This window comes from Flavobacterium ajazii (assembly GCF_010614725.1).
GTDB classification, from domain to species: domain Bacteria; phylum Bacteroidota; class Bacteroidia; order Flavobacteriales; family Flavobacteriaceae; genus Flavobacterium; species Flavobacterium ajazii.
In genome coordinates this window covers 297,654-319,298 of record NZ_JAAEHL010000004.1, presented here as the reverse complement: position 1 = coordinate 319,298, position 21,645 = coordinate 297,654, and the positions used below count along the sequence as shown (strand labels likewise).

Sequence of the window (21,645 nt, the reverse complement as noted above, 5' to 3'; positions counted from 1 at the left end):
AACAAAATGAAAAAAGGAGTAACCGTAACCATTTTAATCTTTATTGCTATAGTTTTCTTTGGCGCACTTTACTATCTGTATGCTAAAAATCAGGAGTCGCCAGTTGTTTTTAAAACAGAAAAAGCTGAAATTAAAACGATTGTAAAGAATACGATTGCGACAGGTAATATCCAGCCGGATGAAGAGGTTCTAATCAAGCCAAATATCTCAGGTATTATTGAGCAGGTATATATTAAAGCCGGTGAAAAAATAAAAGCTGGTGATATGATTGCGAAAATCAAAGTCGTTGCGAATGTGTCTAATGTAAGCAGTACCCAAAATCAGGTACAGACTGCTAAAATTGCTTTAGATAACCAGGAAAAAATCTATCAGAGGCAAAAAACATTATTTGAAAAAGATGTAATTTCTGCTAATGATTTTGATGCAGCTCAATTAGCTTACAAACAGGCAAAACAAAATTATCTGTCTGCAAAACAAAGTCTTGATATCGTAAAAACAGGAACAACATCATCATTAGGAAACTATGCAAATACGCTTATTCGTTCTACTGTAAACGGAATGGTTTTAGACGTGCCTGTAAAAGTTGGAAATCAGGTAATTGAAAGTAATAATTTTAATGAAGGAACAACAATAGCAAGCGTTGCAGATGTTGGAAGAATGATTTTTGTAGGGAAAATCGATGAATCAGAAGTAGGCAAAATAAAAGAAAAAATGCCTATTGAGATTACAGTTGGAGCAATTGAAAACAAAAAATTTACGGCTGTTTTAACCTATATTGCCCCAAAAGGAGTAACTGAAAATGGTGCTATTCAGTTTGAGATTAAAGCTTCTTTAGAAAATAGAGATGCTACATTTATAAGAGCAGGTTTAAGTGCAAATGCTTCTATAATTTTAGAGAAAGCAGACAAAGTTTTGGCAATCAAAGAGTCATTGGTTCAGTTTGATAAAAAAACTCAAAAACCTTATGTTGAAATCGAAATAACTCCTCAAAAGTTTCAAAGAAGGGACGTGGTTTTGGGGGTTAGTGACGGAATTTATGTTCAGGTTAAAAGCGGTGTTAAGTCTTCTGATAAAATAAAAATCTGGAATCAGGGATTGATTAATGAAGGAGAAGGTGAGAAAAAATAATTTGATAGCATAAAGAGTTTTTTGGGTTTATAAAATGTTAAATTTGCGTAGTTTTTGGCTATGCTTTCATTCAGAATATATGAAAATAAATAAATATAATAGTCTTGTTTTTGCCATACTTTTTGGATTTGGCATATCAGCTCAGGCACAAACAAAGCAATGGACACTTGAACAATGTGTAAAATATGCATTAGATCATAACATAACAATAAAACTGTCAGAGCTGGATGTTAAAAATGCTGATATTGATAAAAAAAGTGCATTCGGCAGTTACCTTCCATCGGTAAATGGCAGTGCTTCACATTCCTGGAATATTGGTTTGAATCAGGATGTAACAACGGGACTTTTACGTAATCAAACTACTCAATACTCTTCAGTTGGCTTAAATGCAGGAGTTGATATTTATAAAGGTCTGCAAAATCAAAATACTTATAGAAAAGCAAAACTATCAATCATTGCATCAAAGTATCAACTATTAAAAATGCAGGAAGATATTTCTCTGAATGTTGCTAATGCATTTTTAGAGATTCTTGCTTATAAAGAAAATTTGAAAGTAAGAAAAGAACAACTTTTAATAGACGAGAAAAGATTAAAACGTTCTGAAGAGATGGTAAGTGCAGGTACAATTCCAAGAGGTGATTTGTTTGACCTTAAGGCTACAGTTGCAACTGATCAGCAGGCTATTGTTGTTGCTGAAAATAATTTGTTGATTTCTAAATTAAGTTTAGCGCAGCTTTTACAATTAAAAGAGTTTACTGATTTTGATGTAATTGATGATACAAATGCAAAGGATGAAAATAATATCATGGCACAAAATCCAGTCGATATTTACAACAAAGCAAAAGAAACAAGGACAGAATTGAAACTGGCACAGACTAATCTGGAAATTGCAGAGAAAAATGTAACAATAGCAAAAGGAGCTTTTCAGCCAACGCTAACCGGTTTTTACTCTTTCAATACAAGAGCCAGTTATAGTGATCAGCTTAAGGATATTAATGGTGTTCCAACGGTTGTTGGACCAGATCCAATTTTTGACCAGTTTAGTAATAATAAAGGACATAATTTTGGTTTACAATTGAACGTGCCAATTTTTAACGGGTTTTCAGTTAAAAATAATGTAGAAAGAAGCAAAGTTAGTTTAGAAAAATCCAAAATAGATTTAGAGCAAAAAAGTTTAGATTTGCAGCGTAACGTTTATACTGCTTTTACAGACGCAAAAGGAGCGCTAAATACTTATGAATCATCGACTGTAACTTTAGAGGCCAGACAACAGGCTTATAATTTTGCCAAAGAAAAGTACGATGTAGGCTTGATGAATGCATTTGATTTTACTCAGGCTCAGACTTTGTTAACTAATGCACAGTCAGATGTTATCAGGGCAAAATATGATTACATGTTCAAAATAAAAATACTTGAATTTTACTTTGGAATTCCAATTGTTCCAATTCAAACAAAATAATTTATTATGTCAAAAAAAACAATTTATTTCTTACTAGGAGGAGCATTAGTAATTATAGTTGCTTTAATTGGTCTTTCAAAAGCTGGAATTATAGGAAATAAGGATGAAGGCAAAGAAGTAGAAACATCAGAAGTAGTGGCTTCTACCATTGTCGAAACAGTTTCGGCAACAGGTAAAATTCAGCCGGAAATAGAAGTTAAAATAGCACCTGAAGTTTCAGGTGAAATTATTTTATTAAATGTAAAAGAAGGTCAGGTCGTTAAAAAAGGAGATTTATTGGTGAAAATCAATCCTGATTTGTATACATCAAGTTATAATCGATCAGTTTCAAATTTATCCGGAACCAAAGCAGGTTTGACACAATCAGAAGCCAGTTTTAAAGAGGCAAAAGCAAATTACGAGCGAAATAAAACTTTGTATGATAAGGGAGTTATTTCAAAATCAGACTGGGATAAAGCAATTGCTTCTTTTGAAGTAGCAAAGGCTACAAGACAAAGTTCGTATTATAATGTTCAGAGTGCTTCTGCTTCAGTAAATGAAGCAAAAGATAATTTAGGACGTACTACGATTTATTCTCCTGCAGATGGAACTATTTCGATATTAAACGTTGAGTTGGGGGAACGTGTTTTAGGAACGCAGCAAATGGCAGGAACAGAGCTTCTAAGAGTGGCTAACCTTAATAATATGGAGGTTGAAGTTGATGTTAATGAAAATGATATTGTAAAAATAAAAATTGGTGACGAAGCTAATGTTGAAGTAGATGCCTATCTAAAAAAGAAATTCAAGGGTATTGTAACCAGTATTTCCAATTCGGCAAGCACTACTTTAACATCTGATCAGGTAACTAATTTTAAAGTAAAGGTTCGTATTTTAAAAGAATCATATAAGGATTTACAGGAAGGAAAACCTGCTTCATATTCGCCATTTAGACCAGGGATGACAGCAACGGTTGATATTATTACAACAACGAAAACAAATGTTTTGGCAGTGCCTATTAGCTCTGTTGTAGTAAAATCGGATACGACTGCAGTGAAAGATTTTAAGGTAGAAGATCCGAATGAGAAAAAAGCTGTACCCAAAAGCGATAAAAAATTCGAATGCGTATTTGTGAAAGTTGGTGATAAAGCAAAAATCAGAATTATCAAAACCGGAATTCAGGACGATACAAATATTGAAGTGATGTCTGGACTAAAACCGGGAGATATTGTAATTACAGGACCTTACACAACCGTTTCAAAAGAGTTAAATTCGGGTGATAAAGTAAAGATTAAAAAGGCTGGAGCTCCGAAGAAATAACTCGATATAAATTAACTTTTAAAATAAAAAATTTTGTCTTTTATTCTCAATATAGAAACCGCCACCAAAAATTGTTCAGTAGCAATTGCTAAAGATGGTGAAACAATTATATGCAAAGAAATTGCAGAAGAAGGTTATTCACATGCTGAAAAATTACATGTTTTTATTGAAGAAATAATTGCGGAATCCGGAATTTCTGTTCATGATTTGGCAGCAGTGGCCGTTAGTCAGGGGCCAGGTTCTTACACTGGTTTGAGAATTGGGGTTTCGGCAGCAAAAGGATTGTGTTTTGCGTTAAATATTCCGTTGATAGCAGTAGATACTTTACAAACTTTGGCATCTCAGGCTAAAATTTCTGAAGGAAAAATAATCCCGATGCTGGATGCCAGAAGGATGGAAGTCTACAGCGCTGTTTTTAATTCTAAACTTGAAACGGAAAGAGCCATTCAAGCTGAAGTTATTACTGAAAATTCTTTTAGCGATTTAACAGATACAATTTATTTTGTAGGCGACTGTGCAGAAAAATGCAGACCAGTTTTGACAAAAGAAAATTTTGTGTTTTTAGAAGAAGTAAAATATCCTTCGGCTGCAGCGATGAGTAAAATCAGTTACGATAAATATCAAATAAGCGACACTGTAGATGTCGCTTATTTTGAACCTTATTATTTAAAAGATTTTATGATTACTGCTCCAAAAAAGCAATAAATTCATTCTATTTTTGAAGTGTATATGGCTGAATTGCAATGCCAGCTTCATCTAATGCTGTTTTACAATTCTCTAAAGTTTCAGAAAAAACAGCTCCATAATTTTCGTTTTTTGCCCATGGTCGCACCGCAAATTCTACAGAACTTGCTGTTAAGTTTTTTACAAATACTTCGGGTGCAGGAGTTTTAAGAACTTTTGGGTTCTTAATTAAAGCATCTAGTAATATATCCTTTGTTTTTTTGATATCTGAATCGTAAGAAACAGCAAAAGTCAGATCGGCTTTTCGTTCACCCTGCATTGAATAATTGATAATATTTCCATTAGATAATGCTCCATTTGGAATAAAAACAGTTTGGTTATTTCCTGTGATTAATTTTGTAACGAAAATTTGAATTTCTGCAACTGTTGCGATAACGCCTTGTGCTTCGATTGTATCTCCTACTTTAAAAGGCTTAAAAAGAATAATCAGCATTCCGCCGGCAAAGTTTGAAAGTGAGCCCTGCAATGATAAACCTACCGCTAAGCCCATTGCTCCTAAAATAGCAACAAATGACGAGGTTGGCACCCCGAGATTTGAAATAACTGTTACAAATAATAGAATTCGTAAAGCCCAAAGTAATATATCAGCAAGGAATTTAGATAAAGTAGGATCTAAATTTCTCTTTATCATTACTTTTCTAATGATTCGGTTTGTTAATCTAATAGCATACAGACCGATAAATAAAATTAAAAAAGCAGAGATTAATTTTGGGGAATAATCAAATAATAAGTCAATAAATCGGGTAGCATAATTACCGAGTTGGTCTGAATTAACGTTCATGATTTTAAAATAAAAAACCTTCTCATTGAGAAGGCGTATTAGTTTTGCAAATATAAAAATTTGCTATAATAAAAAATAGTTTTTAAACATTATAAGATATAAGTTTTATCAGTCAGTTTCTGTTATTGGCTTTTCACTAATATCTACTACAGTGTCGTAAATTTTTGGTGGTGAATCATCAGTTTCTATACTTTCTTTTACAGAATCAATGATGTCATTTATAGAATCAGTTGCTTTTTCTGCATATTCACTTATAACATCTTTGGCATGGTTTGTAAACTCAACAGCATCTTCCAATATTGGTTCAGAGGCTTCTTTAACTTTGTTTAACGTTTCTTCTACAAAATTTTCTGCTTTTTCGATAATTCCATTTTCGGTTTCAATAGCCGGTTCCTGAGTTTTGCTAAATAATTTTTTTAAAAATGATGATAATCCCATGTTACAAAGCTTATTAGGTTAGAATACAATATTAAGGATTTTGTATAAGTATTGTGTTGTATTTTGGTAAAATATTGAAAGTAAGTATGAGTAGAAACAAAAAAAGCGCCAAACAAGGCGCTTTTATATAATTAATTTTTTGTCTTTTATGCGTTTAATGCTTCGACAGTAATTTGCTCGTCATTCAGCATGCTTTTCAGCATGTTTTCGATACCGCTTTTTAAAGTAAATGTCGATGATGGACAACCGCTGCAAGCTCCTTGTAAAATTACTTTTACAACTTTATTATCTTCATTATAAGAATCAAAAGCAATATTTCCGCCATCAGCAGCAACAGCAGGTTTTACATATTCTTCAAGGATGTTGATGATTTGTTGCGATGTTACATCTAATTTATCAAAAGCTTCATCTTTGGTTGCATCGTTTTTAACTGCGATTTCAAGAAGGCTTTCGTCTAAAACTGTTCCTCCGTTTTCGATAAACTGCTTGATGAAAGTTCTCAGTTCAAGCGTAATTTCCTGCCAGTCATTGATTTCATATTTCGTTACCGAAATGTAGTTTTCATCAATAAAAACCTCTTTAACGTAAGGAAATTTAAATAACTCTTTCGCCAGAGGGGAAGAGGCAGTCTGGTCGATATTTTTATATTCAACGGCATTTTTGGTCAGCATTCTGCTTACTACAAATTTTAAAGCAGCCGGATTTGGGGTAGACTCACCGTAAACAGTGATAGGCTGTTTTTTTGGTTTGTTTTCGTCAATGTTGATAATAACTCCTCCTTTATTTACAAAAGCTTCAATTTGTTCTGCTACAGCTTCCTTAACATCATCCCATTCTACAATGCTAAATCTTTCAACCGCAATAAAGTTGCCGGAAATATAGACTGTTTTTACGAATGGAAGGTAAAATAATTGCTGAGCAAGCGGAGATGATTGCGCTTCATCGATATTTTTGAACTCAAAGTTTTGATTTTGAGTGATAAAATCGTCAAATTCAAACTTTATAATAGTCGGATTTTGAGTTTCTTTTATAGTGATTTTTGCCATGTCTGTATATTTTTTGCAAATTTACTAAAGTTATTTTCTACGAATAGCTATATTTGATTTTTATTGCATTAATTAAGACTCTTTTTAAATAAACTCTAAGGATTATTATTTAAAGTGTAAAGTGTTTTATAAACTCATTTGTTATTATGATATTAAGAATTAGATTTTTATTCTTTTTTTTAACTGCAACATTTTTTTCTTACGGACAAGAAGGAATTCCGGTATATTCAGATTATTTATCAGATAATTATTACTTGATACATCCTTCTATGGCAGGTGCTGCAAATTGTGCAAAAATAAGACTGACTGCCAGAAAACAATGGTTTGGCCAGGATGAAGCACCGTCTTTGCAGACATTAAGTTTTAATGGTAAAATAGGAGAGAGATCGGGTGGAGGAGTTATTATTTTTAATGATAAAAACGGATATCATTCACAAAAAGGAGTGAAACTTACTTATGCTCATCATATTATGTTCTCAAGAAGCGAACTGGATTTAAATCAGCTTTCTTTTGGTATTAGTGGAGGTTTAATTCAAAGTCAACTGGATGAAACTTCCTTTGGCGGGACTTTTGATCCTATCGTTTTTGGTTCTATTCAAAACGATTCTTATTTTAATGTTGATGTGGGAGCGTCATATAATTTTTTGGATTTTTATGCACATGCAACGATTCAGGGACTTATAGAAACCAGAAGAGGCTTATATACCGATTATGAAAGTGATAATCTTAGAAAGTTTTTGTTAAGTGCCGGTTATGTTTTTGGAAAAAGGGAAAATATTACCTGGGAACCTTCTATTTTATTTCAGTTATTTGAAAAAACCAAAGAAAAGTCCATTGACCTGAATTTAAAAGCCTATAAAAACATGGATTTTGGAAGTATATGGGCTGCCTTATCTTACAGAAGAAGTTTTGATGGAGCAAGATATACAACAGGAAATGGTGTTGGTGATCAAAAACTACAATATATAACTCCTATTATTGGTCTTAATTATAACAACTTCATGTTTGCTTATACCTATTCAAACGTAACCGGAGATGTAAAATTTGATACAGGAGGCTATCACCAAATAACTTTAGGAATTAATTTATTTTGTAAGAGAGAACGCTACGATTGTAATTGTCCTGCTGTTAATTAAAAGTAGAATATCATGTTAATAAAAGCTGTAAATGGTAAATCTCCGGTAATCCCTGAAGATTGTTATGTTGCTGAAAATGCAACTATTGTAGGGGATGTAGTTTTTGGTGATTTATGTAGTGTTTGGTTTAATGCTGTGATTCGGGGAGATGTCAATTTTATTAAAATTGGGAATAAAGTAAATATTCAGGATGGAGCTATTATTCATTGCACATATAAAAAACATCCCACAATTATTGGCAATAACGTATCTATAGGTCATAATGCTATTGTACATGGTTGCACTATTCATGACAATGTTCTAATTGGCATGGGTGCTATAGTAATGGATAATTGTGTTGTCGAAAGCAATTCGATTATAGCTGCCGGAGCAGTTTTGACTCAAAATACAGTTGTAGCTTCAGGCAGTATTTATGCAGGTATTCCCGCTAAAAAGGTGAAAGATATTGATCAGTCAGATTTTGCGGGTGAAATTGAGCGCATCTCAAATAATTATGTGATGTATTCGGGCTGGTTTAAAAACGAAGAATAAATTATAAATACATTTTCAAGTTCCAAATTCTAATGAGATTCAAAATTATTGGAATTTGGATTTTTTATTTTGGAGTTTACTGAATTATAAATTGATTCTTTCGAAAAATGAACTTTTGTAGCTTTCACTTATCGGAATTCGCTTGTCGCTGATTAATACTTTGTTTTTTTGTATCGATTTTACATGTTTGATATTAATGATGTAAGATCTGTGAATTCTTGAAAAACCTTTACTGGAGAGCAGGTTTTCCAGTTTGATAAGACTAATTAATGTCAGTGTAAATTTATTGTCTGTTGTATAAATCTTGACGTAATCTTTTAATCCTTCGATGAATAAAATATCCGAAAAATTTATTTTTACATTTTCATATTCAGCCCTTACAAACATAAAATCCTGTTCTGATTCAGTAGTGACAGGGATTTCGGGATTAGACTGAATAGCTGTTGGGTTAAAAATTTGCTGAGCCCGTACAACCGATTTTAAAAAGCGGTGAAACGGAATGGGTTTTACTAAATAATCTACTGCACCAAGATTGAAACCTTCAACAGCGTAATCAGAATAAGCGGTTGTGAAAATAATTAAAGGCTTTTTTTCAATTGTATTTAAAAATTCAATACCGGAAAAATGAGGCATCTGAATATCCAAAAAAATTAAATCTACGTTGTTTTGGTTAATAAAAGATACAGCGTCAATAGCATTGTTGAAAGTACTAATTAATTCTAACGAATCTACTTTGCTGACAAAATCTTTTAGTAAGTCAACTGCTAATGGCTCATCATCAATAATTACACATTTCATTTGTATCGAAGTTAATTTTAGTAATTGTTTTTACAAGTCAAAAGTAGTTTTAAACTAAGTACTTACATTTTAAAATTTAGTTAAAATTCAGTACGCTTTTATTGGATTTCAGTCTGGATTTTGTCCAGTTTTAAATTTAAATGTACACGGTAATATTGACTGTCCTGTCTGATTGTAAGTTCATGTGCGTCCGGATACAGTAAATCCAGTCTGTTTTGAATATTTACCAGACCGATTCCTGAATTGTCGGGGTCTTTTACCTGATTTTCGATAGTGTTCTCAATCCAAAAATCGAGGTTGTTATCCAAAATGAAAATTTTAATTTTTACATAAGCAGCCCCTTTATAATCGGTTCCGTATTTAAATGCATTTTCTACAAATGAAATTAACAATAAGGGTTCGATAAATTTATTTCGGGTATCACCATGAACATTAATAACAATATTTTCAATATTATTAAGCCTCAGTTTTTGTAGTTCGATATAATTCTGAATATAGTCAATTTCTTTTTCTAAAGCCACCGTTTTATTATCTGTTTCATACAACATGTATCGCATGAGTTCAGATAATGTCACGATGGCATCAGGGACCAAATCAGATTTTTTGTGAGCCAAAGAATAGATGCTATTAAGTGAATTAAATAAAAAATGCGGATTTGTTTGTTTACGCAGATAATTTAATTCGGTATTAGTTCTGTGCGTTTCGGCGATTAATTTATTTTGTTGATTTTGATAAAATTCGGTTAAGGTTCTTATAATAGCACTAATGGCAGTAATTAAAAGATAGAAAAACGAAGGGCCGATTTTAAAAAAAAATGGTTGTTTGTGCATGCGCCCTCTCATTTCCTGATTTTTCAAAAACATTTTAACTTCTTGAGGGATCATTTTAGGAGGCATCATATTAGGTGGTCGCAAATGATTGAATTCGGGAATAAAATAATTAATCCTGATTGCCATAAAAAGTAAAATGAGCGCCAGAATAAAAACAAAATAGAGCCAGTATTTTTTCTCTAAAAGCAAAAGGGGTACCAAATAAAAATAATTCAGATAAAACAAAATGATTCCGGTACCCCATTGTACATAAAAATCATTACTGATTCTAAAGGGACTTTCATAAAACTGAATCAAGGATGTCAATATAAAGAAAGTCCAAATGGTAACGTGGAATAAAACTTTGTTTGAATTTGTATTTTTAAGGGCACCGATATTCATTTAGATTTTTATTTTTAATAAAATTAAATCATTTTTGGTTACCGAAGGAGATGTATTTTGATTGAGTTTTTTTATTACCAAATGGGCAACTTTCAAGGCATCTTCTTCAGAACTGAAACTTTTAACTTCACTAATTACAGGAATAATGATCTGTTTTATTAAAGTTTTATTTTTATATGAAATTGTATACCCCCAGCCGGATGTAGTTTTTATTGATTCTGCCTGAAGTGTTTCTTTTTTTGAACAAGAGATTAGTAACAGGAAAAATGTAATAAAAAGTAAATTCTTCCGAAATAATTTCCGGAAGAATTTGAGATTTGAGGTATTAATTGTCATCGTCATTTTGTTCTTCAAGTGGTCTGAATTCCCAGGCATCATCAAAATAGGTAGAACCGATTCTTCCCAACATTAAAAATCCTCTGTTATTAATTGCAAAGCCTACAGCATCTGTTCTTGATGCTCCTTCAAGGGCTGTTCTTTCTTCCCAAAGATCAGTTGTCGGATTATATTCCCAAACAGTTTTGGTTCCTTCACCTCCTACAACATAACCCAATCCGTTTAAGCTAAAACTTGATGCATTTGAACGGGTAATTGCATAGTCATTGTTCCAGCTGTAATCATCATCATCATCCTGATCAATATCGCGAAGTCTTGTCCAGACTTCAGTTGAGGGATTAAATTCCCAGAAATCTTCCTGATTTGTTCCGTTATTGATACCGGTTCCCAGATAAGCTTTGTCATTGATGACAAAAACGGTAGCATTACGTCTTTTGTTTCCGCTAAATCCGCTGACAAGTGTCCATGTATTATCACTATCGTTATACTGATAAAAATCTTTCAGATAATTTCCATCATAACCAGTTCCAAAATAAGCTTTTCCGCCCACCTGAAATCCAACAGCTCCATAGCGTGCTGTTCCTCCAAAATCTGCTTTTTGAGTCCAGGAATTGCTTTGAGGGTCGTATTGGAAAAAATCTTTTAGTTTATTGGTTCCGTCATACCCTAAACCAATATATCCTTTATCATTAAGAGCAAAACTTGATGCGGAGCTTCTTCCTGTCCCGGTGAAATCGGCTTTTTGTTCCCAGTAATCTCCGTTTGAGTTGTAAGCCCATAAATCTTTTAAATATTCATCTCCTGTATAACCTGTCGCGACATAAGCATAATCTCCAATAACAAAACTTGCAGCACTAGATCTGGCAGGTCCGTCAAACGCAGATTTTTTAATCCAGTTTCCTACTAATTCATCATCATCGTCATCGTTACTGCAGCCTATAAAAAACAGGCTTGAAAATAGAGCCGCGAATAATATTCCTTTTTTTAGATTATTCATAGTGTATTAATTTAATTTATTGTTTGTATTTGATCCCAATGCTTAAAATGTATCCGTTTCCGGTGTTAAAATCATATAGTTTATGATTATTCTCATCTAAAAGATGGTATTTTTTCTCAAAATCATAACCTCCCTTAAAATTGATAAACCAGTTTTTATCCATGTTACGTTCGTATTCAAGAGCAGTGCTTATTTGTGATGTACTAATTTTTTTTGCTGTATTGTACATTTCAACAGGATTGTCCAAATTGTAAAAACTACCGTTAAAACTATTGCTCAGGCTAAATTTGTTTCGGTCGTTATTAAAATACGATATTTTGGAATCTGGAAAACCGATTAAAATATTGGTACGATTACCTAATTTGTTTGTAAATGAGAATGTCGGAATGAATTTAGGCGAACCAAAAACTGTTGATCTTTCAATACCAATATTTAGAACTGTCTTTGAATTTAATTGTTGGCTGAACTGAAAACTTCCTAAAACGCTAATATCCGAAATGCCTAAATTTTGTTGAAAATTGGCTGTTGGCATAACGGCTAAACTGAATTTAGCTGCATCAGAAACTTTATGCGAAAACTCAAATTTGTTTTGAATTCGGTTAAATTGATTCAGATTTTCAAAATTTTCATAAGCTCCTGCTTCATATCTTATTTTAAGAGACGTGTATTCTATTTTGTTTGTAAATTCATTTCTGTCATTAATTTTTTTAGAAATAAAAATGCCTGTGTTTGTTTCGTTAAAATTTATTTCTTCTGTTGGCTCTGTTTTTATATTAAAATCGACAGCAAATTTTTCCTGTGCTTTCATACCTAACATCCCCGCCAAAAACAGCAACCAGATTAAAACCTTTATTTTCATTATTTATTTAATTGGTTCAAAAGTAGGAGTAGACCTGTTTTAAAAAAAAGAAGATATATGTATGGCTGTTTTTAGTAGACAAAACGGCAATTTTTAAGGTTTAATGGGGTAATGCTTTGTGAAAGTATGTCGTAGATAATTTTTTGCTGTCTATAGGTAAAAAGTGCGAGGTCGTATATGTTATAGTGCTGTCCAGAAATGTGCCTTTTATATTTGTCCAAAAATTAGGATTATGTATAAGTTTATATTGATGGTGTGTTTTGCCTTTGCAATGGTTTCATGCGGCACAGATACAGATGCCGGAGAATTTGTTGTTGGGTCTGATTATTTGGCGGTAAACAACAAAGTAATTTTAATCGATACTGTTACGGTCGAAATGTCTACGATAAATTTCGATTCCTTAATTACATCAAATAAGAGCCGTATTTTGGTAGGAAACTATGATGATCCAATTTTTGGGAAAGTAAAATCAAATAGTTATTTTCAGCTGGCAGCAGACTCATATTCTTTGATTAGTACCACCGATACAGAATCTGCAAATTATGTTTTCGATTCTATTTCCATGATTTTAAAATATGATAATTATTATTATGGTGATACAACTAAAGTGCAGACATTCAGTATTCACAGGTTACTTCAGAAGGTAAAGCCTAATACCGATGATGATTCTTTTTATAATAATTCTAGTTTAAATTATAGTTCAGAAAGTTTAGGTACTGTTTCGTATAAACCCAGGCCGTTAGAGAAAGATTCAATTAATATTAAAATGGACGTTACGTTTGGAGAAGCTCTTTTTTTAAAATTAAAAAAGAGAGAGGTTACTGATTTTGACAGCTTTGCTGAATATCTAAAAGGGTTAGTACTGGTTCCGGAAACAACTAATTCTTCAAGTGTGATTGGGTTTGGCCTCACGAGTAAAGTACGGTTGTATTATTCAAAATATCTTGGGGATGATATAGACTCTTATGTGAAAGATTTTACTATTGTAGATGCCACTAAGCAGTTTAATGCTATTTCACTGGATAAATCCGGAACTTTGATTCAAGACCTACCGGCTTCAAATAGTAAATTATCGAGTTTACTTACCAATAATCAGGGCTTTATTCAGTCGGGTACGGGTGTAGCCTGTAGAATTGATTTTCCAAATATAAAGCAACTCAAATACATATCAGATAAAGGTGCTATTGTTGATGCAGAACTGATTTTAAAACCTGTAAACAATACATATTCTGAAAAATTTCCTTTGTCGGATTCCTTGCAGGTATACGTAGCAGATAAATTAAACAGGATCAGCGGTAGCCTGAACAGTTCATCAGGAACAGCATTATTTGCAAAACTCAATAAACAAAGTGACGAATTCAACGAAAATGTTGGTTATTCGCTATCGGTCGGTGGTTTTTTGCAAAAAGAAATGCTTAAACAATCAGATTCTAAATCTTCACTAATCTTTGTTTTGCCTACTATAAGTAAAGCAGTTAACAGACTTGTTTTGGGAGATCAAAAACATCTGAATAATAAAATTCAACTGAAAATTTACTATCTCTCTTATTAAATGAAAAATAAAGTTATCTTTTTGAGTTGCTTCATTTTAATGTATGTAACTTCATTTTCGCAAAGTATTTCCAGTTCTCCTTATTCTTTGTATGGTTTAGGGAGTGTTTATGATGCTGATTATGGCTCTATTCCTTCAATAGGCTCTTCAGGAATAGCACTGCCATCAGATACTTTTATCAACAATCTGAATCCTGCTTCATTAGGCTATTTGCCACAGAATCATTTTATGTTTGAAGTAGGAGGTAAATTTATTGGTACAACTTTTCAAAGCAGTTCCAAAACTGAAAACCGCAATAATTTTCAGTTTTCACATATTGCTTTTGCATTTGCAGTGAGTAAAAAATCTGCTTTCGGAATTGGTTTAAGACCTTATTCAAGTGCTGCTTTTAAAATTTCAGAACTTAAATTACCAGTTGCGAACAGTTCTGAATATTATATTTTAAATGCAGAAGGATCAGGAGGGTTAAATAATTTTGATGTATCATATGGGTATCGTATAAGTAAAAAGTTATCTGTGGGGGTTACAGGGACTGTATTGTTTGGTAATACTACTGATCAAAGAAGTTATACGATTTCAAATTCAATAACAACTATTGATAAAAAAACAAATTATAGTGGCGTACGTGCAGATTTGGGAGTCCAGTATAAAATAGATTCTACTTTTACGATTGCTTCTACTTTTAAAATGCCCTCGCAGGTTAAGGCTTCTAAAGTTCAGTCCGTAGCAACCATCAGCAGTTCAAATGAAAGTACCATAGAGTCTGACGCAGCTTCTGATACCGATGATTATTATCTGCCTTTAGAAATAGGATTTGGTATTAGTAAACGCTTCAAAAACAATCTGAATATGACTCTTGATTATGAGAAGAGTTTGTGGAGTGATACCAATCAGTCAGAATTGTATGGGAACTTTGTCAACCAGGACCGCTTTGCTTTAGGATTTACTTTTAAAAGAAATAAAAATTTAAGAAGTTATTGGGATAGTGTTCAGTACGGTGCCGGGGTGAATTATAATACAGGTTATCTTGAAGTTGATGGGAAAAGGGTTAATAATGCAGCAATTTCATTGGGAATCAGCCTGCCGATAGACAATACCTATTCAACTCTTAATATATCATATTCATATGGTCAAAAAGGGAAAATAGGGGATGGACTTATAAAAGAGAATTACCATAAGTTATCGCTTAATTTGTCATTAGACGGAATTTGGTTTGTTAAGCGAAAAATAGAATAATGGATTAAAAATCTTTTTGAATAACGTTGTATTTATTATTTAAAATTGATTTCAAAACCGCCGGGTTTGAATTGACATAAAACACAGGTTCGCTTTGTTGAACATTAGAATCTGAAAAACCTACTTCACGTAAAATGTTTTTGGTTTGTCTTGCTACAGCTTCCCCAGAATCAATAATCTGAATATGTTCAGGAAGTATTTTTTTAATCTGCGGAATCAAATAGGGGTAGTGACTACATCCCAACACAAGATAGTCAATATTAGCTTCAATCATAGGCTGTAGGTATGATTCTAATAGCTGAGTCATTTCCGGTGAATTAAGATTCCCGTCTTCAATGAGCTGAACGAGTCCGTAACCCACCTGTTCAATGATTTTTGTATCCTGAAACATTTCTGCAGTTTTATTAAACAATTCACTGTTTAAAGTGCCTTTTGTAGCCAGAATACCAATAACCTGTGTTTTAGAATTATGTGCAGCCGGTTTTATTGCCGGTTCAATGCCAATAAAAGGAATATCATAATCCGTACGAAGTTCCCTAATGGCATTTGTAGTGGCAGTATTACAGGCAACAACAATTAATTTACAGTTGTTTTCAATTAAAAAATCCACGTTTTTTTTACTTAAGGCAACAATTTCATCTTTAGATTTTTGACCATAAGGAGCATTTTTACTGTCAGCTAAATAAATGGTTTTTTCGTTTGGAAGTAATTCATGAATAGCATTCCAGATTGAAGTTCCTCCAATTCCGGAATCAAAAACGCCTATAGGATTGTTGTTGGTCATAAAACAAAATTACATTTTTTTGAGAATCTAAATTCGTACTTTTTATTGGATTTTCAGGTTAAATAAATTAGAAATTTGATAAAAAATCAATAAATGTTTGCTTAGATATTTCTCTGGCTTTAACATTAAAACTAATATGTTTTTTGTTCTTTTTTCTAAAGAGGTTTTGGTGAATTCTAATTATGTATGATAAAAACAAAAATGGCTCAACTACTTAAGTTGAGCCATTTTTGCAATAAGGAAATTGGGTTCTTAGAATCCTAAATCTTTTTTAACATCAGCAGTAATGTTTGGACCATCAGCTAATAAAAGAGTTGAACCGTCTAATACGTATTGGTAACCTTTCGCTTTTCCAATTTTTTGGATAGAAGCTCTTACTTTTTCCATTAAAGGTTTTACGATATCAGTTTCTTTTTGCTGCAATTCTTTTTGAGCATTGTCTCTGTAATCACCAATTCTTTTCTGCATGTCCTGAACTTCTTTAGAACGCTCAGCATTTACTGCTTCAGTTGCAGTTGCAGCTTCTGCCTCATACTTTTTGATTTTTGTTTGATATTCGTCAATCATTTTTTTGTATTCAGCATCGTATGTTCCACTTAATTTTTGTAATTGAGTTTGAGCATCAAGCATAGCCGGCATCTTCGACATAATCTCGCTAACATCCACATGAGCTGTTTTAGCCTGCGCATTCATTGAATTGTTTGCAGCCAAAATAAGCACTGCAGCAATTAGTAAAGTTTTGATTTGTTTCATCATTTTAAAAAAATTAATTAATTATTGGTCGTATTTGTTTTCTGTGTTTCGGCTTCTTTTGCTTTTTTTGCCGCTTCTCTTTCTTCTAAAATTCTCTTCTTCTTTTCTTCTAATTCTTTTTTACGCTGTTCGTAAAGTTTTTGCCTTTCTTCAGCCTTATTAACCACAGGTTCTGTAGTTGTTGTCTGTTCTGCCGCTGGTTTTGCTGTTTCGGTATTTGTTCCTGTTGTTGGAGTTTTTGTAGCGGTATCTGTTTTTACTGTTTCAGTACTTGTTCCCGTAGCTGCAGGTTTGGCGGTTGTTTCTGTTTTTGATGTTTCCGTTTTAGCAGTTTCAGAAACCGTGCCATTCTTTTTAGCTGCTTTTTCAGCAGCTATAGCGTTTCTTCTGTCTTCATATTCTTTTCTTTTGGCTTCCTGTTCCAGTTTTCTGTCTGCAACCAGTTTTTCTCTTGCTGCTTTTCTTGCATCAAGAGCTTTTTGTCTTTCTGCCATAGAAGGATTCTCATCAATCTCATTTTCAATCTTTTCTTTGGCTTCCTGTTCTTTTAATTGCTTTTTAGAGAGTTGTTCTCTTTTTTCGGTTCTGTTTAAAATACGGATAACCTGATCGCTGATATCAAATCTTTTGTTGGAAAAAAGCATCGTTAAATCTGAAGATTTATCAAAAATAAAATCATAATTTTTAGCTTCAGCAATATCCTGGACAGCAGTAAAAACCTGATCCTGTATTGGCTTTGCCAATGATGCTTTCTGATGCATTAAATTTCCGTCGGCTCCGAACTGTTTTTGCTGGTATTCGAGCATTTCATTTTCCTGGAATTTAATTTCTGCTTCCCGTTCTTCAATAAGTTCTTTTGTTAGTAAGGCTTTTTCTGCCTTAAGACTTTCTTTGAGTTTATTGATTTCTATTTTTCTGGTTTCAATTTCCTGCTTCCATTTGGTAGCTTTTAGGTCTAATTGTGATTTGGCTTCTTTGTAATCAGAAACATTTTCTAAAATATATTCCATGTCAATGTAGCCAATTCTAGTGGATCTTGTTTGTGCCTCACTTGTATTTGCTACAATCAGGGCTAAAAATATAAATAAAAATTGTTTTCTCATAACATTGCTTTATTTGTAAATTTTAACCAAATATCATGTTTTTAAAATTGTTGTCCAATAATAAAATGGATTTCCTGACCATGAGCTTTAGATTCTCCAGGCTGTGCATCAAAGCCATATCCAAAATCAATACCCAATAATCCAAAAGCAGGCATGAATACACGTAAACCAAAACCAGCTGAACGATATAAATCAAATGGATTGTAGTTTTTAAATCCGTCGTAAGCAGAACCTGCCTCTAAAAACGTTAAAGCATAGATAGATGCTGATGGCTTAAGCGTAATAGGATAACGTAATTCCATTGAGAATTTATTGTAAATTGTTGCACCAACTTGCTGCCCATATCTGGAATCGTCCTTGTCAGTAATAATTGGTGTCAAAGAGTTGTTCTCGTATCCTCTTAAACCAACTGTTTCTCTACCATCCATAGAGTAATTCGCCATACCGTCACCACCTAAATAAAAACGTTCAAAAGGTACAACACCTCTGTCAGGGTTGTATGCTCCCATGAAACCAAACTCAGTTAATGTTCTTAAAACTAATTTGCCATATACTTTATTGTACCAGTCTGCTCTAAATTTAATTTTATAGTATTCAAGCCAGTTATATTTTTGCTGGTCTACTTTTGCGGCATCTGCACCTGCTTCCTGATAAGTACTTACTTTATTGCCGCTTGAATCAAGATAGTCCCCTTTTTTTATCATTTGACCATTGGCATCTGCGGCAGTTGCATCTGCGGTAGCTCTTAATTTATACTCTTCTTTTTCTCCTAATGTTGAATAGTCAATACCATTAAACAAAGAATAAGGAGGAGTTATTTTTGCAGATACACTAAACTCTGAACCATATGTCGGGAAAATCGGATTAACCCCTTTATTGCTTCTTGTAAGGCCAACAGTGTAAGCAAGGTTTCTGGACGCTCCGTTACCAAAAGTAAACAAGCCAGTATAATAATTATTCAAATCGTAATGCTGGTAACTTACAGATTGAGATAATACAAAATAATCATCTGGAACTGTCAGTCTTTTGGCAAGTCCAACCTGAACAGTGAAAATGTTAAAGCTTTGGCTTTTATTTACATTTCGACCGTAGCTGTAGTTGAATTGCTTACTGTATGAAATTGAGGAGTTAAATTGTACTGGTCTTTTTCCTCCAAACCATGGCTCAGAAAATGATACACTATACGTCTGGAAATAAGTACTCGCCTGTAGACGAAGGGCAACTTTTTGACCATCTCCCATAGGCAGCGGTTTATAGGCTTCTTTCTTAAACATGTTTCTTGCTGAGAAATTATTAAAAGACAAACCTAGAGTTCCGATGAAACCTCCACCGCCGTAACCTCCCTGAAGTTCAACCTGGCTGGAACCTTTTTCGACTAAGTTGTATTCAATATCTACCGTTCCGGCACCTGCATCTACATTTTTAAATTTAGGATCAATTGCTTCAGGATCGAAAAATCCTAATTGTCCGATTTCACGAATAGTTCGTACTAACAACTCTTTACTGTATTTTTCTCCGGGTTTGGTTCTTAGCTCACGATAAATAACATGGTCGTTTGTTTTGTCATTTCCGACTACGGAGATTTTATTGAAATAAGCAATCGGCCCTTCAGTAATTCTAATTTCAAAATCAATTGTATCGTTTGCAGTTCTTGTTTCTACTGCATTAATGTTTGAAAACAAGTAACCATTATTCTGGTAAAGATTGGTAATGTCTTCGCCATCAGGTTTTGTTTTGTCTGCAATCCTTTTTTCAAGTAAAACCCCATTATAGGTTTCACCTTTTTTAATTCCCAAATAACGGTTAAGTTGTTGATCAGAATAAACCGTATTTCCTAAGAATTTAATATTTCCGAAGTAATATTTGTTTCCTTCCTCAAGATTAATCTTGATGGCAAGCATGTTTTTTTCTTTATTATATTTGACAGAGTCATATATAATACGGGCATCGCGATATCCTTTTTCTTTATAGGCAGCAATAACTTTTTCTAAATCCGTTTTGTATTTTTCCGGAATGAATTTAGAAGCTTTAAATACACGCAAAACATTTTTTTGTTTTGTGTCTTTCATTGCACCTCTAAGCTGACTGGCTGTAAGCTGTTTATTGCCTATGAAATCGATACTACTGATTTTTACCTTATCTCCCTTATCAACACGAACAAGCATATTTACATTATTTCCTGCTGTAGTATCAGGAGTGGTTGTAATGGTTACTTTTGTGTTATAAAAACCTTCTTTTTTGTATTTATTTTCTATATAGTTTTTTGTCGTAGTGATTAAGTTCTCATTTACGATTTTACTTTTTGTAAGATTATTGTCTTTTATTAAACCTTCAACCTTACTTTTTTTGATTCCGACAAATTTTACTTCGTTTAGTTTAGGAAGTTCTACTATATTCAGGTCTAGATAGATACTGTCGCTTTCTACTTTGTTTACATAAAAAGCAATTTCATCAAAAAGACCTAGTTTACCTAGTTTTTTGATTGCGCCACTAATTTCTTCTCCGGGAACAGTAATTTCCTGGCCTTTTTGTAGGCCTGAAAAGGTAACAACGGTTTGCTCATTGAAGCTTATTTTACCAACAACAGAAACTTTTGCAAGAATGTATTTTTTTCCCTGATCAAATGGGATTCTTTCTTGAGCTTTTATTTGAGAAAAACTACCCAAGATAAACAGGGTAAGTATTATTTGTATTTTTTTTTGCAACACTAAAGTATTATTTAATTTGTTCACTGGTTTTTCCAAATCTGCGTTCTCTTTTTTGATAACTAATGATAGCCTCATATAAATGTTGTGCTTTAAAGTCCGGCCAGAGGACATCAGTAAAATATAACTCTGAATAGGCAATCTGCCACAACAAAAAATTACTTATTCTGTGTTCTCCACTTGTTCGTATTAATAAATCTACATCGGGTAAATTTTGCGTGTAAAGATGCTCATTTATAATTGAATCGTCAATAGTGTCTATTGAAATTATATTATTTTTAACTTTATCGCTTATGACTCTTACAGCATTAGTCAATTCTTCTCTGGATCCGTAACTTAATGCTAGTGTTAAGGTCAGACCTGTATTGTTTTTGGTTTGTTCAATCGTATCTCTTACCTGTTTTTGAGCCGATTCCGGTAACTTATCTAGGTTGCCAATAGCTGTAAGTTTAATGTTGTTTGCCTGCATAGTAATTATTTCCTTTTTTAAGGAACTAATCAATATTTTCATTAATGCTTTTACTTCTAATTTTGGACGATTCCAGTTTTCTGAAGAAAAAGTATATAGTGTAAGAAACTCAATTTTAAGTTTAGTACATGTTTTGATAATTTCTCTTACTGAATTAGTGCCATTTTCGTGTCCAAAAACACGAAGATACCCCTGTTGTTTTGCCCAACGTCCATTTCCGTCCATAATAATGGCGATATGGCGTGGTAAATTTGTCTTATCTATAGATTCTAATAAACTCATT

Annotated in this window: 21 protein-coding genes; 8 read left to right on the top strand and 13 right to left on the bottom strand. The window is 33.0% G+C overall.

What is annotated here, in order from left to right; all coding sequences use genetic code 11:
- Positions 1–6 precede the first annotated feature (6 nt).
- From GWR14_RS09315 to tsaB, 4 genes are all read left to right on the top strand, one after another.
- Positions 7–1,128 (top strand): efflux RND transporter periplasmic adaptor subunit, encoded by a 1,122-nt coding sequence (locus GWR14_RS09315; protein ID WP_163408763.1) that lies wholly within the window; start codon positions 7–9, stop codon positions 1,126–1,128.
- A 79-nt stretch (positions 1,129–1,207) separates the two neighbouring features.
- Positions 1,208–2,587: a TolC family protein gene (locus tag GWR14_RS09310; RefSeq protein ID WP_163408762.1), complete on the top strand. Its 1,380-nt coding sequence runs from the start codon at positions 1,208–1,210 to the stop codon at positions 2,585–2,587.
- Positions 2,588–2,593: 6 nt separating this feature from the next.
- A complete protein-coding gene (locus tag GWR14_RS09305) occupies positions 2,594–3,883 on the top strand; it encodes an efflux RND transporter periplasmic adaptor subunit (RefSeq protein WP_163408761.1) in 1,290 nt (429 codons plus the stop codon).
- Between the two features lie 33 nt (positions 3,884–3,916).
- A complete protein-coding gene (tsaB, locus tag GWR14_RS09300; protein WP_163408760.1) occupies positions 3,917–4,588 on the top strand; it encodes a tRNA (adenosine(37)-N6)-threonylcarbamoyltransferase complex dimerization subunit type 1 TsaB in 672 nt (223 codons plus the stop codon).
- 7 nt (positions 4,589–4,595) lie between these two features.
- Here tsaB and GWR14_RS09295 read toward each other — a convergent pair whose 3' ends face one another.
- The 3 genes from GWR14_RS09295 to GWR14_RS09285 all read right to left on the bottom strand — a co-directional run bounded on the left by GWR14_RS09295 (position 4,596) and on the right by GWR14_RS09285 (position 6,892).
- Entirely contained in the window at positions 4,596–5,408 is an 813-nt protein-coding gene (locus tag GWR14_RS09295; protein ID WP_163408759.1) for a mechanosensitive ion channel family protein, read from the bottom strand.
- A gap of 108 nt (positions 5,409–5,516) precedes the next feature.
- A complete protein-coding gene (locus GWR14_RS09290) occupies positions 5,517–5,846 on the bottom strand; it encodes a YtxH domain-containing protein (protein WP_163408758.1) in 330 nt (109 codons plus the stop codon).
- Positions 5,847–5,992: 146 nt separating this feature from the next.
- Complete coding sequence (locus GWR14_RS09285; RefSeq protein ID WP_163408757.1) at positions 5,993–6,892, bottom strand: NifU family protein; 900 nt, start codon at positions 6,890–6,892, stop codon at positions 5,993–5,995.
- A 146-nt stretch (positions 6,893–7,038) separates the two neighbouring features.
- On the opposite strand from GWR14_RS09285, the gene GWR14_RS09280 reads away from it, so the two are divergent.
- Together GWR14_RS09280 and GWR14_RS09275 are read left to right on the top strand one after the other, a co-directional pair.
- Complete coding sequence (locus GWR14_RS09280; RefSeq protein ID WP_163408756.1) at positions 7,039–8,028, top strand: PorP/SprF family type IX secretion system membrane protein; 990 nt, start codon at positions 7,039–7,041, stop codon at positions 8,026–8,028.
- Positions 8,029–8,040: 12 nt separating this feature from the next.
- Positions 8,041–8,559 (top strand): gamma carbonic anhydrase family protein, encoded by a 519-nt coding sequence (locus GWR14_RS09275; protein WP_163408755.1) that lies wholly within the window; start codon positions 8,041–8,043, stop codon positions 8,557–8,559.
- Positions 8,560–8,643: 84 nt separating this feature from the next.
- On the opposite strand, the gene GWR14_RS09270 is transcribed toward GWR14_RS09275, so the two are convergent.
- From GWR14_RS09270 to GWR14_RS09250, 5 genes are all read right to left on the bottom strand, one after another.
- Entirely contained in the window at positions 8,644–9,357 is a 714-nt protein-coding gene (locus GWR14_RS09270; RefSeq protein WP_163408754.1) for a LytR/AlgR family response regulator transcription factor, read from the bottom strand.
- 98 nt (positions 9,358–9,455) lie between these two features.
- A complete protein-coding gene (locus tag GWR14_RS09265) occupies positions 9,456–10,568 on the bottom strand; it encodes a sensor histidine kinase (RefSeq protein ID WP_163408753.1) in 1,113 nt (370 codons plus the stop codon).
- A complete protein-coding gene (locus GWR14_RS09260; RefSeq protein WP_163408752.1) occupies positions 10,569–10,904 on the bottom strand; it encodes a DUF4907 domain-containing protein in 336 nt (111 codons plus the stop codon). It abuts the gene before it with no gap.
- The gene (locus GWR14_RS09255; RefSeq protein WP_163408751.1) at positions 10,894–11,901 is read right to left on the bottom strand and encodes a Kelch repeat-containing protein; all 1,008 of its coding nucleotides are present in this window, start codon (positions 11,899–11,901) and stop codon (positions 10,894–10,896) included. The genes GWR14_RS09260 and GWR14_RS09255 overlap by 11 nt, the downstream gene beginning before the upstream one ends.
- 16 nt (positions 11,902–11,917) lie before the next feature.
- The gene (locus tag GWR14_RS09250) at positions 11,918–12,760 is read right to left on the bottom strand and encodes a DUF6268 family outer membrane beta-barrel protein (RefSeq protein ID WP_163408750.1); all 843 of its coding nucleotides are present in this window, start codon (positions 12,758–12,760) and stop codon (positions 11,918–11,920) included.
- A 232-nt stretch (positions 12,761–12,992) separates the two neighbouring features.
- Between GWR14_RS09250 and GWR14_RS09245 the strand changes: the two genes are divergently transcribed.
- Both GWR14_RS09245 and GWR14_RS09240 read left to right on the top strand, forming a co-directional pair.
- Positions 12,993–14,312: a DUF4270 family protein gene (locus GWR14_RS09245; protein WP_163408749.1), complete on the top strand. Its 1,320-nt coding sequence runs from the start codon at positions 12,993–12,995 to the stop codon at positions 14,310–14,312.
- Complete coding sequence (locus tag GWR14_RS09240; RefSeq protein WP_163408748.1) at positions 14,313–15,548, top strand: PorV/PorQ family protein; 1,236 nt, start codon at positions 14,313–14,315, stop codon at positions 15,546–15,548.
- Positions 15,549–15,552: 4 nt separating this feature from the next.
- Here the strand turns inward: GWR14_RS09240 and murI are convergent, their stop codons facing one another.
- From murI to GWR14_RS09215, 5 genes are all read right to left on the bottom strand, one after another.
- Positions 15,553–16,332: a glutamate racemase gene (murI, locus tag GWR14_RS09235; protein WP_163408747.1), complete on the bottom strand. Its 780-nt coding sequence runs from the start codon at positions 16,330–16,332 to the stop codon at positions 15,553–15,555.
- Positions 16,333–16,584: 252 nt separating this feature from the next.
- Complete coding sequence (locus GWR14_RS09230) at positions 16,585–17,088, bottom strand: OmpH family outer membrane protein (protein WP_187356527.1); 504 nt, start codon at positions 17,086–17,088, stop codon at positions 16,585–16,587.
- Between the two features lie 14 nt (positions 17,089–17,102).
- Positions 17,103–18,188: an OmpH family outer membrane protein gene (locus GWR14_RS09225; protein ID WP_163408745.1), complete on the bottom strand. Its 1,086-nt coding sequence runs from the start codon at positions 18,186–18,188 to the stop codon at positions 17,103–17,105.
- 41 nt (positions 18,189–18,229) lie between these two features.
- A complete protein-coding gene (locus GWR14_RS09220) occupies positions 18,230–20,971 on the bottom strand; it encodes a BamA/OMP85 family outer membrane protein (RefSeq protein WP_163408744.1) in 2,742 nt (913 codons plus the stop codon).
- Positions 20,904–21,644 carry an isoprenyl transferase gene (locus GWR14_RS09215; protein ID WP_163408743.1) on the bottom strand — a complete coding sequence of 247 codons (741 nt, stop codon included), beginning with the start codon at positions 21,642–21,644 and terminating at the stop codon, positions 20,904–20,906. The genes GWR14_RS09220 and GWR14_RS09215 overlap by 68 nt, the downstream gene beginning before the upstream one ends.
- Between the last annotated feature and the right edge of the window lies 1 nt (position 21,645).

What these genes read in the sequence shown, in the direction of transcription:
- GWR14_RS09315 (WP_163408763.1), top strand. Translation starts at nt 7, where the DNA reads ATGAAAAAAGGAGTAACCGTAACCATTTTAATCTTTATTGCTATAGTT.
- GWR14_RS09310 (WP_163408762.1), top strand. Translation starts at nt 1,208, where the DNA reads ATGAAAATAAATAAATATAATAGTCTTGTTTTTGCCATACTTTTTGGA.
- GWR14_RS09305 (WP_163408761.1), top strand. Translation starts at nt 2,594, where the DNA reads ATGTCAAAAAAAACAATTTATTTCTTACTAGGAGGAGCATTAGTAATT.
- GWR14_RS09295 (WP_163408759.1), bottom strand. Translation starts at nt 5,408, where the DNA reads ATGAACGTTAATTCAGACCAACTCGGTAATTATGCTACCCGATTTATT.
- GWR14_RS09290 (WP_163408758.1), bottom strand. Translation starts at nt 5,846, where the DNA reads ATGGGATTATCATCATTTTTAAAAAAATTATTTAGCAAAACTCAGGAA.
- GWR14_RS09285 (WP_163408757.1), bottom strand. Translation starts at nt 6,892, where the DNA reads ATGGCAAAAATCACTATAAAAGAAACTCAAAATCCGACTATTATAAAG.
- GWR14_RS09280 (WP_163408756.1), top strand. Translation starts at nt 7,039, where the DNA reads ATGATATTAAGAATTAGATTTTTATTCTTTTTTTTAACTGCAACATTT.
- GWR14_RS09275 (WP_163408755.1), top strand. Translation starts at nt 8,041, where the DNA reads ATGTTAATAAAAGCTGTAAATGGTAAATCTCCGGTAATCCCTGAAGAT.
- GWR14_RS09270 (WP_163408754.1), bottom strand. Translation starts at nt 9,357, where the DNA reads ATGAAATGTGTAATTATTGATGATGAGCCATTAGCAGTTGACTTACTA.
- GWR14_RS09265 (WP_163408753.1), bottom strand. Translation starts at nt 10,568, where the DNA reads ATGAATATCGGTGCCCTTAAAAATACAAATTCAAACAAAGTTTTATTC.
- GWR14_RS09260 (WP_163408752.1), bottom strand. Translation starts at nt 10,904, where the DNA reads ATGACAATTAATACCTCAAATCTCAAATTCTTCCGGAAATTATTTCGG.
- GWR14_RS09255 (WP_163408751.1), bottom strand. Translation starts at nt 11,901, where the DNA reads ATGAATAATCTAAAAAAAGGAATATTATTCGCGGCTCTATTTTCAAGC.
- GWR14_RS09250 (WP_163408750.1), bottom strand. Translation starts at nt 12,760, where the DNA reads ATGAAAATAAAGGTTTTAATCTGGTTGCTGTTTTTGGCGGGGATGTTA.
- GWR14_RS09245 (WP_163408749.1), top strand. Translation starts at nt 12,993, where the DNA reads ATGTATAAGTTTATATTGATGGTGTGTTTTGCCTTTGCAATGGTTTCA.
- GWR14_RS09240 (WP_163408748.1), top strand. Translation starts at nt 14,313, where the DNA reads ATGAAAAATAAAGTTATCTTTTTGAGTTGCTTCATTTTAATGTATGTA.
- murI (WP_163408747.1), bottom strand. Translation starts at nt 16,332, where the DNA reads ATGACCAACAACAATCCTATAGGCGTTTTTGATTCCGGAATTGGAGGA.
- GWR14_RS09230 (WP_187356527.1), bottom strand. Translation starts at nt 17,088, where the DNA reads ATGATGAAACAAATCAAAACTTTACTAATTGCTGCAGTGCTTATTTTG.
- GWR14_RS09225 (WP_163408745.1), bottom strand. Translation starts at nt 18,188, where the DNA reads ATGAGAAAACAATTTTTATTTATATTTTTAGCCCTGATTGTAGCAAAT.
- GWR14_RS09220 (WP_163408744.1), bottom strand. Translation starts at nt 20,971, where the DNA reads ATGAGGCTATCATTAGTTATCAAAAAAGAGAACGCAGATTTGGAAAAA.
- GWR14_RS09215 (WP_163408743.1), bottom strand. Translation starts at nt 21,644, where the DNA reads ATGAGTTTATTAGAATCTATAGATAAGACAAATTTACCACGCCATATC.